The 13,324-nt window shown below is 37.7% G+C and carries 17 protein-coding genes; 9 read left to right on the forward strand and 8 right to left on the reverse strand.

What is annotated here, in order from left to right:
• Positions 1–49: 49 nt before the first annotated feature.
• Positions 50–922 (reverse strand): SDR family oxidoreductase, encoded by an 873-nt coding sequence (locus ABES02_RS20215; RefSeq protein WP_430138960.1) that lies wholly within the window; start codon positions 920–922, stop codon positions 50–52.
• A 106-nt stretch (positions 923–1,028) separates the two neighbouring features.
• Positions 1,029–1,520 carry a YajQ family cyclic di-GMP-binding protein gene (locus ABES02_RS20220; protein ID WP_430138963.1) on the reverse strand — a complete coding sequence of 164 codons (492 nt, stop codon included), beginning with the start codon at positions 1,518–1,520 and terminating at the stop codon, positions 1,029–1,031.
• Between the two features lie 136 nt (positions 1,521–1,656).
• Between ABES02_RS20220 and ABES02_RS20225 the strand changes: the two genes are divergently transcribed.
• Both ABES02_RS20225 and ABES02_RS20230 read left to right on the forward strand, forming a co-directional pair.
• Entirely contained in the window at positions 1,657–2,520 is an 864-nt protein-coding gene (locus ABES02_RS20225) for a CvfB family protein (protein ID WP_430138966.1), read from the forward strand.
• Between the two features lie 71 nt (positions 2,521–2,591).
• The gene (locus ABES02_RS20230; protein WP_223592870.1) at positions 2,592–2,723 is read left to right on the forward strand and encodes a DUF3941 domain-containing protein; all 132 of its coding nucleotides are present in this window, start codon (positions 2,592–2,594) and stop codon (positions 2,721–2,723) included.
• Between the two features lie 26 nt (positions 2,724–2,749).
• On the opposite strand, the gene ABES02_RS20235 is transcribed toward ABES02_RS20230, so the two are convergent.
• Positions 2,750–3,604, reverse strand: coding sequence for a DegV family protein (locus ABES02_RS20235; protein WP_430138970.1), 855 nt, complete (start codon positions 3,602–3,604; stop codon positions 2,750–2,752).
• A 109-nt stretch (positions 3,605–3,713) separates the two neighbouring features.
• Between ABES02_RS20235 and ABES02_RS20240 the strand changes: the two genes are divergently transcribed.
• Positions 3,714–4,556, forward strand: coding sequence for a YitT family protein (locus ABES02_RS20240; protein ID WP_430138973.1), 843 nt, complete (start codon positions 3,714–3,716; stop codon positions 4,554–4,556).
• Between the two features lie 18 nt (positions 4,557–4,574).
• Positions 4,575–5,336, forward strand: a complete 762-nt coding sequence (locus tag ABES02_RS20245; RefSeq protein WP_430138976.1) for a BsuPI-related putative proteinase inhibitor — start codon at positions 4,575–4,577, stop codon at positions 5,334–5,336.
• A gap of 47 nt (positions 5,337–5,383) precedes the next feature.
• Here ABES02_RS20245 and ABES02_RS20250 read toward each other — a convergent pair whose 3' ends face one another.
• The 3 genes from ABES02_RS20250 to ABES02_RS20260 form a co-directional block, all read right to left on the reverse strand.
• Positions 5,384–5,569: a DUF3813 domain-containing protein gene (locus ABES02_RS20250; protein WP_430138979.1), complete on the reverse strand. Its 186-nt coding sequence runs from the start codon at positions 5,567–5,569 to the stop codon at positions 5,384–5,386.
• 1 nt (position 5,570) lies between these two features.
• Entirely contained in the window at positions 5,571–5,723 is a 153-nt protein-coding gene (locus ABES02_RS20255; protein WP_430138981.1) for a hypothetical protein, read from the reverse strand.
• A 111-nt stretch (positions 5,724–5,834) separates the two neighbouring features.
• Positions 5,835–6,650, reverse strand: a complete 816-nt coding sequence (locus tag ABES02_RS20260; protein ID WP_430138984.1) for a Cof-type HAD-IIB family hydrolase — start codon at positions 6,648–6,650, stop codon at positions 5,835–5,837.
• A 213-nt stretch (positions 6,651–6,863) separates the two neighbouring features.
• Here ABES02_RS20260 and ABES02_RS20265 point away from each other — a divergent pair, with 213 nt between their 5' ends.
• Together ABES02_RS20265 and ABES02_RS20270 are read left to right on the forward strand one after the other, a co-directional pair.
• Positions 6,864–7,172, forward strand: a complete 309-nt coding sequence (locus tag ABES02_RS20265) for a metal-sulfur cluster assembly factor (protein WP_430138987.1) — start codon at positions 6,864–6,866, stop codon at positions 7,170–7,172.
• Positions 7,173–7,345: 173 nt separating this feature from the next.
• Entirely contained in the window at positions 7,346–8,470 is a 1,125-nt protein-coding gene (locus ABES02_RS20270; RefSeq protein ID WP_430138990.1) for a TIGR04053 family radical SAM/SPASM domain-containing protein, read from the forward strand.
• 28 nt (positions 8,471–8,498) lie between these two features.
• Here ABES02_RS20270 and ABES02_RS20275 read toward each other — a convergent pair whose 3' ends face one another.
• Positions 8,499–9,197 (reverse strand): Crp/Fnr family transcriptional regulator, encoded by a 699-nt coding sequence (locus ABES02_RS20275; RefSeq protein ID WP_430138993.1) that lies wholly within the window; start codon positions 9,195–9,197, stop codon positions 8,499–8,501.
• Positions 9,198–9,496: 299 nt separating this feature from the next.
• Here ABES02_RS20275 and moaA point away from each other — a divergent pair, with 299 nt between their 5' ends.
• The gene (gene moaA / locus ABES02_RS20280) at positions 9,497–10,513 is read left to right on the forward strand and encodes a GTP 3',8-cyclase MoaA (RefSeq protein ID WP_430138996.1); all 1,017 of its coding nucleotides are present in this window, start codon (positions 9,497–9,499) and stop codon (positions 10,511–10,513) included.
• A gap of 78 nt (positions 10,514–10,591) precedes the next feature.
• On the opposite strand, the gene ric is transcribed toward moaA, so the two are convergent.
• Positions 10,592–11,287 carry an iron-sulfur cluster repair di-iron protein gene (gene ric / locus ABES02_RS20285; RefSeq protein WP_430138998.1) on the reverse strand — a complete coding sequence of 232 codons (696 nt, stop codon included), beginning with the start codon at positions 11,285–11,287 and terminating at the stop codon, positions 10,592–10,594.
• Between the two features lie 234 nt (positions 11,288–11,521).
• Here ric and ABES02_RS20290 point away from each other — a divergent pair, with 234 nt between their 5' ends.
• A complete protein-coding gene (locus ABES02_RS20290) occupies positions 11,522–12,787 on the forward strand; it encodes a molybdopterin molybdotransferase MoeA (protein ID WP_430139001.1) in 1,266 nt (421 codons plus the stop codon).
• The gene (gene mobB, locus ABES02_RS20295) at positions 12,781–13,305 is read left to right on the forward strand and encodes a molybdopterin-guanine dinucleotide biosynthesis protein B (protein ID WP_430139004.1); all 525 of its coding nucleotides are present in this window, start codon (positions 12,781–12,783) and stop codon (positions 13,303–13,305) included. Before ABES02_RS20290 ends, mobB begins: the two co-directional genes overlap by 7 nt.
• The last annotated feature ends 19 nt before the right edge of the window (positions 13,306–13,324 follow it).

Raw genomic sequence — 13,324 nt, forward strand, 5'->3', positions numbered from 1 at the left:
CAACTTTATGGGGTCAGATCAGGGACACTTCCTCCCAATGCGTTTTTTCTTACCCATTTACAATTGTTCCGCCGTTCACGTGGATCATCTGGCCGCTGACAAAGGAAGAGTCGTCAGATGCAAGGAAAACATAGCTTGGTGCAAGTTCGCAAGGCTGTCCGGCCCTTCCCATTGTCGTCGTCGATCCAAAGGTTGCGACTTGATCTGCCGGAAAGGTGGAAGGGATAAGCGGGGTCCAGATTGGTCCTGGAGCAACCCCGTTTACACGGATTCCTTGAGGGGCTAAGGATTTTGCGAGGGAACGGGTAAAGCTTACAATCGCACCCTTTGTTGCTGAGTAATCCAGTAATTGTTCGTTTCCTTCGTATGCAGTGATGGAAGCAGTATTAATAATGGATGCGCCCTTTTTTAAATGTGGCAATGCCATTTTAGTCATATAAAAAAAGGAAAAAATATTTGTCCGAAACGTTTTTTCTAGTTGGGCAGATGTAATATTCAGCAAGCTTTTTTGCGGATGCTGTTCCGCTGCATTGTTTACCAAAATATCAAGCTTACCAAATTCAGAGACCATCATATTTATGATCTCCTTACAAAAATTCTCGTTGCCGATATCTCCCGCATAAAGAAGGCAACGGCGCCCTTCCGCTTCAATTAGCTGTTTTGTTTCTTCAGCATCCCCATGTTCTTCTAAATACACAATGGCGACATCTGCGCCTTCTTTGGCAAAATAAATGGCAACAGATTTGCCGATGCCACTGTCCCCACCGGTAATAATGGCAGTTTTTCCAGCTAATTTCCCACCTGGCTGATAATTCGGATCAACTGAATTTGGGAGGGGATTCATTTCACTTTCTACGCCTGGCTGATGATTTTGATGTTGTGGTGGGAAGAGAACCTTTTTTTGATTTTGATTATTACTCATAGATGAAAACCTCCAAGTTATCATTTCACCCTGTTAGTTTTCGAGAAAAGTTGAAGATGAATACTATAAAAAGGACGTCAGGATAAAAATCCTAACGTCGAAGATTTTAACGATAATTAATAAATTGCACATCAACTGTTAGATCCGCTTCACGAACCAAGGAAATGATTTTTTGCAAATCGTCACGGCTTTTTCCGCTTACACGTACTTGGTCATCTTGAACCTGACTCTTTACCTTAACGCCACTATTCTTAATGATAGTATTAATCTTTTTCGCATTTTCCTTATCAATCCCCTGAACAAGCTTAGCCCTTTGACGGACTGTGCCACCTGAAGCTTTTTCGATTTTAGAGTAATCAAGATTCCTTACTGGAACACCTCTTTTGATTAATTTTCCAAGCAAAACATCTTTTAGTTGATCCATTTTATATTCATCATCTGAAACAAGAACAAGTTCTTCCTTGTCGAGTGAAACCTCGCTTTTGCTGCCTTTAAAATCGTAGCGTGTGCTAATTTCCTTCATTGTTTGGGTAATGGCATTGGTGACCTCTGAAAAATCAACTTTGGAAACAATATCAAATGAGCTATCTTTAGACATAACAAAACCTCCAATTATTAACCTTTACGTAGAATCCATCTCTACTAAAGTTTCCCTTTATGGGTACATTATAGTAAAATATAGCAGGCTATTACAACTTAAAGGAAATGCTCCAAAACGAAAAGGAGAGTCAAATATGTCTTTACAAGAACTTATTGGTCAAACAACAACGCTATCCGTAGCTAGACAAGCTGCTTTCGGATATTTTTTAACCGATGGAAATGAGGATGTGTTATTACATAAAAATGAAACGCATCAAGAATTCGAAGAGGGGGATGAGGTTGAGGTTTTTCTATACGTTGATGCAGAAGGACGTACCTCTGCCTCGACAAATATACCGGAGATAGCTGTCGGCAAATACGCCTGGGTCAAGGTAACCGACACAAACCCAGATCTTGGTGTCTTTTTAAACATTGGTCTTCAAAAAGATATTCTTTTAGGGAGAGATGATCTTCCGTCCTATAGATCGGTATGGCCAATGGTAGGAGATTTTGTATATATAACCTTAAAAGTTACTCGAAATTATCTTTTGTACGCGAAGTTGGCAAGTGATCAGGTTATTCAATCGATATCAACAAAAGCATCCAGAAGTGATTTTAACAAAAATGTCCAAGGTCATATTTACAGAACTGCGAAAGTGGGAAGCTGGATCTACACGATTGAAGGCTTTAAAGGATTCATCCATGAGTCGCAGCGCAATCAGGAACCGCGTTTAGGAGAAAAGGTAGAGGGGCGGATTATTGACATTAAAGAAGACGGAACGATTAATGTTTCCATGCTTGCCAGAAAAGAAGAATCGCAAGATCTGGATGCAACGAAGATTTACGAATATTTAATGAGCAGAAATGGGGCAATGCCATTTAACGATAAAAGTATGCCGGAGGAAATTCAGGAACGATTTAACTTAAGCAAAGCCGCGTTCAAGAGGGCGCTAGGAAAGTTAATGAAAGAGGGTAAAGTCTATCAAGAAGGCAGCTGGACCTATGCAAAGAAAGATTAACAAGTCCATTACATATCTTTTTCAATTTGACAGAAACTAAAGAACGAAGTCATTTGAAAGGGGTAAATATCATGCCGCACACTTCAGATAATGATAAAAAAGCAAAAGATAATAATGCACTTCGTCATGAAAAAAATATGATGCGCGAAAAAAATCGTCAGGCCGGGAAAAATCAATACTCGAAAACAACAGATCACAAATAAAAAACAGAGCGAATCCGCTCTGTTTTTTATGTTTGATTTAAAAAGAAAATGGCGATGGTGCCAGCACCAGTATGGGAGCCGATGGCAGAGCCAATTGAAGAAATGTAAAATTCTTTTGGTTGTATTGCTTCCTCAATCATTGCTTTCACTTCTAAAGCTGTTTCTTCATTATCAGCGTGGCTAATCCCAATAATTTGTTCGTGCATATCAGAACCCCGTTCTTGCATTAGTTCAATTATCCTGCGAAATACTTTTTTCTTTCCCCGTAATTTTTCGATTGGTACAAGTTTACCATCTTCTACATTTAAAATTGGCTTGATATTTAGCAATCCGCCGAGAAAAGCAGATGCTTTCGAAACACGACCGCCCTTTGCCAAATAATCCAAATCTTCAACTGTAAATAGATGTTCCATATGTTTGCTTCTAGATTGGATATCTTTTAAGATTTCTTCTTTTGATACATTTTTTTCAGAAAGCTTTGCAGCTTCCTTGACTACTAATCCCTGTCCAAGCGAAGCACACTTCGTATCGACTATCGTTAAATTAAAATTTGGATATTTTTCTTTCACTTGGTCAAGAATCATAACAGCGGTGGAATATGTTCCTGATAATTCGGAAGAAAAGGCTATGTAAATTCCATCTTCATTGTTTTCTGCCATTTGCGTAAAGATTTCTTCAAACAAAAGCGGTGAGGCTTGAGAGGTTTTTGGGACAATTCCGCCACGAATGGCTTCATAAACCGTTTTTGGATCAATCGTTTTTACATCTTCATATTCTTTGTCATTAACATGAACCTTCAAAGGGATTAATGTGACATTATGTTCTTCGTAAAACCTAAGTGGTAAATCGCATGCGCTGTCAGCTAGTATCTTTACCGGCATGAAGCTCACCTGCTTTCAAGCTATTATATTTAATTTCAGTTTATCGGTTTCGCCTTAAAAATACAATTATCTATTTTGTCTTCGGGTGAAAATAAAGGAGGGGATTGTTTTGCTTTGGCTCCAAACGAAGAAAATCATTATTGTCATTGCTGGTGCATTTTTAAATGCACTGGGTATGAATTTGTTTTTGATACCTGCAAATATATATTCCAGCGGGGTTACAGGAATAGCTCAATTATTATCTAGAGTATTAAGTGAACATACACCCATCCATGTTTCAATGGGATTTTTACTGCTAGTATTGAATATTCCAGTTGCTATTCTTGGATGGATGAAAGTGGGAAGGTCATTTACCGTATACAGCTTTCTTAGTGTGGTCATTTCGTCATTATTTTTAGAGCTAATTCCTGTTAAGCAAGTATCACACGATATTTTACTGAATGCGGTGTTTGGAGGTGTCATTGTAGCTGCAGGTGTAGGTATTACATTGAAATGGGGGGCTTCTACTGGTGGGCTGGATATCATTGCAATGGTGTTATCAAGACTAAAAGACAAACCTATTGGGCCGTATATGTTTATTTTAAATAGCCTTATTATTATTACAGCTGGTTTCTTATATGGTGCTGAAAAAGCCCTTTATACGCTGGTATTCTTATATACCTCGACACGAGTTGTCGATGCTATCCATACACGTCATGCGAAGCTTACCGCTTTTATTATTACGAAAAAAGCAGATGAGATGAAAAAGGCCATTCATGCCAAACTTGTAAGGGGCATTACGATGATCCAAGGTAAAGGAGCCTTTACCAACGAGACTCGGGAAATTATGATGATTGTTATTACCCGCTATGAACTATATGATTTAGAAAGAATTATTAGGGATGTCGATCCAAAGGCTTTTACCAATATCATTCAGACAACAGGAGTTTACGGATTTTTTCGAAGAGAATAAAGGAAAAAGGAGACCAGCATGCGAATTCTTCTATGTATAATCCTGCTTTTCTTTCCAATGGCCATTCATACTAATGCAAACGGGGTGAACGATTTCAATTATTCATTTTATCTAATCCCGAAAGCGGGCCCTGAAATGGTCTTGTTTGAAATTGTTTTAAAAAATGAGGGAGATATTCCGCTCCATTTTGAATTTCCTACCTCACAAATGGTTGAAATAACCATAACCGACCCAGCTGGTTCGGAGGTGTACGTTTATTCAAAGGGGAAGTATTTCTTGCAGGCTTTTCAGACCATTGATGTGGAACCTAATCAAACCATAAAAAGATATGAAAAATGGAATTATCAATTTAGAGGGAAAAGGGTTCCACCAGGCGAATATACTGTTCATGCCATGCTAAAGCCTATAAGACTAAATGATGGACCTATCCAAAATCGAACGAAACTACAAAGTATCCAAAAATTAAATGTTCCAGCTGAAAACACAGCCTTTAGATTTGTAAAGGTGTCAGGCACCAAGGGGAATTATCTGATTACTGGAGAATTTAAGTCTGCGAATGATAAATTTTATTATTTGGTTGAGGATGGCCATATGGAGTACTTGAATGAAAAACAGGTTCACGTGAAAAGCAGAAATCAGTGGGAGCCGTTCAAGCTTCATATTCAAATCCCAGAAAATAAACTTCCGGATAATGGTTCATTATTCTTGAATCTCTATGAACGGGATCAGGAAAAGAAAGTGATTAACCAATATCCATTACTATTGGAATCCTTTCAATAAGAAAAGCGGGAGCTCACCTTAAGAGCTTCCGCTTTTCTTATTATCATTTAAGTAATCTGTTCAAGCTCTTGTTGCATTTGTTGGAGCTGTGCTTGCTCTGCAACAGTCGAATTAGCGAATGCAGAACTTAGGGCATTCTTTGCTTTAGCGACTGCAGATTCTGCATCAGCAGGGCTGGCAGACTTCGCCATTTCAACAAATCTTCGTGCTTCCTGGAACAATTGGTTTCCCATTTTATATTCCTCCAAGCGAGGATTCGTGCACATTGGCCATTTTCTGAGCTTCCGCTTCAGCGTAGGTCATGTGATAAGGAATACGTTCGTCATGCTTACTAACGGTATCCCTTCCTTGCTGGACAAAGCGTTTTGATTTGTTTCGTTTACCCATTCGAATCCCTCCAATATGCTCAAAGCTCAAATTGAAACAGCAGCGCTGTCTCATAAAATAGTATGCTCCAATAAAGATTCGTTCATTTAGGTAAACAATGGTGAAATGAGGTTAAAATTTTAAATTTAACAAATCCGTCAAATATTGTGCAACACCATCTTCTTCATTTGTAAGAGTGACACCATTGGCAATATTCTTCACTTTATCGATGGCATTTCCCATTGCGATGCCATGCCCGGCAAATTCAAGCATTTCAAGATCATTATCTTCATCACCAAAGGCGACAATTCGCTCAGCCGGAATCCCAAAGTAATCAGATGCTTTTTTCAAACCTACTGCTTTATTTAAGCCAACTTTAATGATTTCAATTACATGCCATGGCGCCGCCCAGCTGCGATGATCTACAACTTCAGCATGAACCTCCGATAAATGGTCACGAATCATTTTTAATTGGTTCTCCTCTGTATGAATAAGCAAACTAGTCGGGGAATCCTGTAAATAATTAGCTAAATCTCCTGTAGTGATTTTGGGATTTCCAAAATTAAAAATATCTAAAAGCTTTTCATCATGGTAGTGGAAATAAACATCGTCTATTACTTCAGCGATAATATTATGAAATTGGAAGCTTCTACAGGCTTCAACAATCTCCTTAGCCACTTTGACATCCAAAGGTTCATGGTAAAAACCCCAATTTGGATTTCGGGGATGATGCATAAATGCACCATTAAAATTGACAATAGGTGTGTCTAACTCGAGTTCATGATAATACATTTCGCTGGAACGATACGGTCTGCCTGTGGCAATCATCACGATATGGCCTTCCTCACGAGCCTTCTTTAAGGTTTCCTTTGTTGTTTCAGAAATGGTTTTATCATCCTTTAATAATGTCCCATCTAAATCTAATGCTATTAAATGTTTTTCTGCCATATGGACTCCTTTATTTAGGAAATATTTTATTTCCATGATACACTATGGATATGGAAATTTTTATTTCTATAGTTTCTATGTTAACAATTTTATATCTAAAGTGTAAAAAAATTCACATTAAAAGGGTTAAAAAAACTTTATACTAAGCGCTAGAGTAGTTTAAAATATACCTTTTGTTATAATAAAAATAAAATGCTTTAGGAGTGATTTTACATGAACGAAGAATTAAAAGAAAATATAATGGGGGCTTTGGAGTTAGTTATCGACCCGGAGCTAGGTGTAGATATAGTTAATTTAGGCTTAGTATATAATGTTGAGATGGATGACGAAGGAAAAGTAACGGTAACAATGACTCTAACGGCAATGGGCTGCCCGTTGGCTGGAACAATCGTGGATCAAGTTAAACGTGCATTAGCGGATATCCCTGAAATTAAAGATGTGGATGTAAATATCGTTTGGAATCCGCCATGGAACAAAGAAATGATGTCACGTTATGCAAAAATTGCATTAGGAATTAGATAAACATATTAAAAAACAGCAGCGCCGTCTGTTGTTTTTTTTTTGCTTTCACAAATAAGACATATATAAAACTCTGTTTGTGAGGAAGGTCACTTATTCAGAATATAAACACCTTTATAATACTGAGTATTAAGGCTGTTTGAGTTTGAAATAGCCGTTTTAGGAGGCGTTTCAAGATGGCTTTTAGCCGAGATTTTAATAAAGATCCATTTATCGTTATTTGGGAACTTACACGTGCATGTCAATTAAAGTGCTTGCATTGCCGTGCAGATGCTCAGTATCGAAGGGACCCACGGGAACTATCTTTTGAAGAAGGTAAACATTTAATTGATCAAATATATGAAATGAACAATCCGATGTTGGTATTTACTGGCGGTGATCCGCTCATGAGAGAAGACATTTTTGATATTGCAAAATATGCCATCGATAAAGGTGTACGTGTTTCAATGACACCAAGTGCTACACCGAATGTAACAAAAGAAGCAATTGAAAAAGCTAAAGAAGTTGGACTGGCTCGTTGGGCATTTAGTATTGATGGGCCAACAGCAGAGGTTCATGACCATTTCCGCGGCACGGCTGGGTCATTTGACCTTACCATGGAAAAAATTAAATATCTGCATGAAGTTGGCTTACCGATTCAGATTAATACAGTAATATCAAGGTACAATATTGAATATCTTGATGAAATGGCAAAGATGGTTGAAGACCTAGGTTGTGTATTATGGAGTGTCTTTTTCTTAGTTCCAACAGGAAGAGGTCAAGCATCTGATATGATCTCCCCAGTTGAGCATGAAAAGGTGTTTAGATGGCTCTATGATCTAAGTAAGCGAGTATCCTTTGATATTAAAACAACCGAAGCCATGCATTACCGCCGTGTTGTGATTCAACAGAAAATGCGCGAAGCGAAGGAAACGACAGCTGAAATCGATTATTTAAGTGCACTAACGGAAAAAGGTTTAACAGGCTCAATTAACGGTCTAGGAAGGGCACCAAAGGGCGTTAATGATGGGAATGGCTTTGTGTTCATTTCGCATATTGGCGATGTGTATCCAAGTGGTCTGCTTCCTGTAAAAGCCGGAAATGTTCGAGAACAGCCATTAGCGGAAATTTATCGCGAGTCACCAATCTTTAAGGCTTTAAGAAATCCAGATGGATTTAAAGGTAAATGTGGAGTCTGTGAATTCCGCCATGTTTGCGGTGGTTCAAGATCAAGAGCATTTGCAATGACAGGCGATTACTTAGAAAGTGAACCATTTTGTGTTTATGTTCCAAAAGCGTTTAGAGAGAAACAGGTACAGTAAACAAAAAAAGGATGGGAGAAATCCCATCCTACTCAATATTGCAATAAACAGCTGAGCAATTTTCACAGCCAATTTCATCCTTTAAATATTGTAAATCCAATATAGTAATTTTTCCTTTTTTAACTGATATGATATTATCTTTTTTAAGCTCACTAAGAATTCGATTTGTACTTTCACGAGAAGTGCCACAGAAATTGGCTAGTTCTTGATTCGTTAACGGTAAGTCAATTAATATTTCATTTCCCTTTTGGACACCGTAGCTATTCGTCATCCGGATCAGCGTTGAAAAAAGTGCGCCTCGTTTTCCATTTAGGACAAGATCGCGGAATTTTGTTTGTGTTTTTCGAAAATGATCACTCATCCATTTCATAAATTCAAAGGCCAACTTACTGTTTTGGAATATTTCACTTTCAATAACATCTTTTTTTATTGCCACTATTTCGCCTTCTTCAAGGACCTTGGCACTTAATAAATACCTTGGATTATCGGTGAAAAGAGTTAATTCACCGCAAATATCATTTGCTCCGCAAATTCTTAAGGATAGCTCCCGTCCGTCTGATGTAATTTTACTAATTTGAATTTTACCTGAAATAATGACGAAAAGTTCTTCTGCTAACATCCCCTCTTGAAATAAAAAACTATCTCTTTCACTTTTAAATTTCCTGTCAGCAAATTTGAGTAATTCTTTTATTTCTATGGAATGGGTTGGTTTCATTTGTGTCATCATTGGATTCACCTCTACTCAATTTTTGAACAATTTATATTTAATAAAGTTTTGTCGTTAGATTCGTTAGTAACATTTTATCTCAATACAAGCCAATAAATAGAAGTAAACAATGACAATATAGTGAAAACTTAAATTGATTTTATCCAAAACAGTTATTTTATCACCGTTAAACATTTGATAAGATTAAACTTACATTAATAAGTATAAAAATAGTGAATAAAGTAACAGCCTAATTATAAAAACCTTGATACAATTAAAATAGAATGAGCTTCTTTTGAAATAGTGGAGTTGATATATAAATGGATAAAACCATTATTAAAGATAAATTGAACCGTCCATTACGTGACCTGCGGATCTCGGTGATTGACCGCTGTAATTTTCGCTGCCAATACTGTATGCCGGCCGAGCAATTCGGACCAGATTTTGAATTTCTTCCTAGAAGTGCCTTATTAACATATGAAGAAATTGAACGTCTAGGGAAGATATTTGTCAGTCTTGGAGTAGAAAAAATTCGCTTAACAGGTGGAGAGCCACTGCTTCGCAAGGATTTGCCGATTCTTGTCAAAAAACTTTCTGCGATTGAAGGCTTAAGTGACCTTGGCTTAACGACAAATGGCATCTTGCTTCCCAAATTAGCTGATGAGTTAAAAACTGCTGGACTAAAAAGAGTCAATGTCAGCCTTGATACTTTAAATGATGAATTGTTTGGCCAAATTAATGGACGCGGCGTTGGCACAGGTCCTGTATTAGAAGGGATTAAAGCGGCTAAACAGGCGGGGCTTGGTGTCAAAATTAACATGGTTGTAAAAAAGGGTCTAAATGATAGTGAAATTATTCCAATGGCAGAATACTGCAAAAAGCATGGATTAGAACTGAGATATATCGAGTTTATGGATGTTGGTTCCACTAACGGCTGGAAGATGGATGATGTAGTGACCAAAAAACAGATTTACCATCTATTAAAAGGGCATTTTGAGTTAGAGCCTGTTGGGCCGTCCTATTTTGGTGAAGTAGCAAAACTTTATCATTATAAAGACACTGATGTAAATGTAGGATTTATTACTTCTGTTTCAGAGTCATTCTGTTCTAGCTGTACACGTTCCCGTTTGTCCGCAAATGGTCAACTTTTTACGTGCTTATTTAATGGAAATGGCCATGATATCAGGAATTTTATGAGAAATGGTGCCACTGATGAGGAAATAACTGCGCATATTACAGCCATTTGGAATGGTCGAAACGATAGATATTCAGATGAAAGAACGGCTGAAACAAACAAAAACCGTAAAAAAATTGAAATGTCCTATATAGGCGGTTAAAGCTCTCTTCTTTTTACAAAAGAGTTGTTTACGTAAAAGTGACAGCCTGCTTTTATTCAAAGCAGGCTGTCACTTTTATTATATATATCTTGGGAACAAAATATTGTTTTCAAGGTGTACATGCATGAAGGTTAAACCTTCAAGTGCTTCTAAACGCGCATAGACTAAGCGATATGTTCCACAAGCGTCTAAAGGTAAAGTGTAATCAGAAGTTACTTCACGAATTTTTCTTAAAATCTCGCCCGCATGGTCATGCTCTTTTTCAAGCTCTGTAATTAATTGTATGGCTTCCTCGCGGTTTTCAACGGTTCCATCTGCTAACTTTTTGATTAAAGGGAATACAATCGCTTCTTCTTTTTCCATATGCTCAGTCAGTTCTTTTTTGAACTCATAAAATAGTTCGTATACTTTTAATAGTTCAGGGTGGTGATCTCCATGTACACGTGACACTTTTGTTACATAAGGGCTAAGCATTGTTAATTCTTCTTCAGAGGCACGATGGTAATTTGTTATAACGTGATCGATAATGGTATTAGTATCTGAATCAGTCCAGACATCAACATCTTTTTCCTCGTGTTCATATTTTTCAAATACCACTTTTAATTCTTCTAATAATGCCTCCATGTTAAGTCCATTTTTCTCCACTGCCTCTGAAAGTGGAATGTTTCCGCCACAGCAGAAATCGATTCGATTTTTCTTGAAAACATCACTTGATTTAGGTAATTCATTTACAATATCTTTAACTAATGAAGTAGACGAAAAGGGAAAAGTCATCAGTAGTTCCTCCTTAAGATAAATAAAGCTATTTAGTTTCTAACACAAGCATACTCTAAATAAAAATAAAACTTGGTGATGCGTATCACACATATTCAATGTTTTTTATTTTTAAATTTAAGTTCCGTCAATTTTGTGATATTTGATATGTCTGCAAGTTTTTTGTACGCTTATAATGGAAAGTAATGATTGGAAAATATACATACAGTTTTTTAGAGATAGGAGACGATTACTTTGTTTGAAAGAAGAATACCGCTGCCAATTGGGGAAGCAGTCAAAAAAATTATGGACTTCCAACTTCAGGGGATAATTGAACATGTAGCAATTGAAGAAAGCTATGGTCGCTTTTTAGCTGAAGATTTAGTGGCAACGAGCGATGTGCCCCATTTCAACCGAGCTCCATACGATGGCTTTGCTGTTAGGTCGATGGACACCAGTGATGCTTCACAATCAAATCCCGTTGAATTAGAAGTGATTGATCATATTGGGGCTGGAATGGTTTCTTCTAAGGTGGTTAAACAAAATCAAGCTGTCAGAATTATGACAGGAGCGATGATGCCAGAAGGAACAGATTGTGTTGTTATGTTTGAAGTTTCAAGAGCGTTTGAAAAAGATGATATACCATATATTTCAATTAAAAGGAGCTTTAAAAAAGGAGAGAATGTTTCATTCAGGGGTGAGGACGCAAAAGAAGGTGAAATTTTAGTTAAAAAGGGAACCCAAATTAATCCAGGTATTCAGGCAATGCTGGCAACCTTCGGCTACAATCAAGTCCCTGTTGCCAAAAAACCCCTAATTGGATTATTCGCAACTGGTACAGAACTATTAGAAGTGGGCGAGGCATTAGTTCCAGGAAAAATTCGAAACAGCAATTCCCATATGATTTCCGCTCAAATTGAACGTGCCGGTGGAATGGTTCACTATTTTGGGAAGCTTCCGGATGAATTTGACACATGCTACGAAGCTGTAAAAAATGCTTTAAATGAAGTAGATTTGTTAATTACAACTGGTGGAGTGTCTGTTGGGGACTTTGATTATCTTCCAGAGATATATGAAAAATTGGGAGCAGAGGTAATATTTAATAAAGTTGCCATGCGTCCAGGCAGTGTGACAACTGTCGCGCGCTATGATGGGAAGATTTTATTCGGGCTTTCTGGCAACCCATCTGCCTGTTATGTCGGATTCGAATTGTTTACAAGGCCGATTATTCGAAGGTTTTTATTCTCAGAAGAACCACATCTTAGGAAGGAAAAAGCACTGCTTGAGGCAGATTTCCCTAAAGCAAATCCATTTACACGATTTGTTCGCAGTACCGCTTTTATTGAGGAGGGAAGACTTAAAGCGAGGCCTAGCGGTCTTGATAAGTCAAATATCATCATGAGTCTGGCAGGGGCTAATTCATTGATCATCTTACCGGGTGGTACTCGTGGGTTTACGGCGGGCACAGTGGTAGAAGTTCTCCTGCTAGAAGAAAAGACCGGCAGTGTTTGGCCTTGGTAAAGCCGATTATCTTTCAAATCGTTGGATACCAAAATAGCGGAAAAACTACTTTTATGGAAAGGTTAATCAAAAGCTTAAAGGATCAAGGCCTAATAACAACGGCAATCAAACATCATGGCCATGGTGGTAAGCCGGATATCGTGCAAAAGAAGGATTCAACCAAATATCTCACAGCAGGGGCGGCTGCCTCGATTATAGAAGGGGACGGCAGACTGATTCTTCAAGTTGAAGAGGGGGGCCATAGCCTTGAGGCTCAGATTGAGTTGATGAATTTTTTTCATCCAGATGTGATTTTAATTGAAGGCTATAAACAAAAAAATTACCCAAAGTTGGTAATATTAAGGGATTTAGATGACCTTTCTTTGTTAAAAAACGTGTCTAATGTTAAGGCTGTTGTTTATTGGCAGGAAAATATGAGTGAGGGGCTTTCATCCCGTATGAACCTCCCACATTTTTATATTGAAGATGAATCAGCCATTTGCTGGATTATAGAATTAATAAAAAAATCGGTCCTATAAGACCGATTTTTTTTAAGAG

The organism is Neobacillus pocheonensis (assembly GCF_050477905.1).
Taxonomy (GTDB): Bacteria; Bacillota; Bacilli; order Bacillales; family Cytobacillaceae; genus Neobacillus; species Neobacillus pocheonensis_A.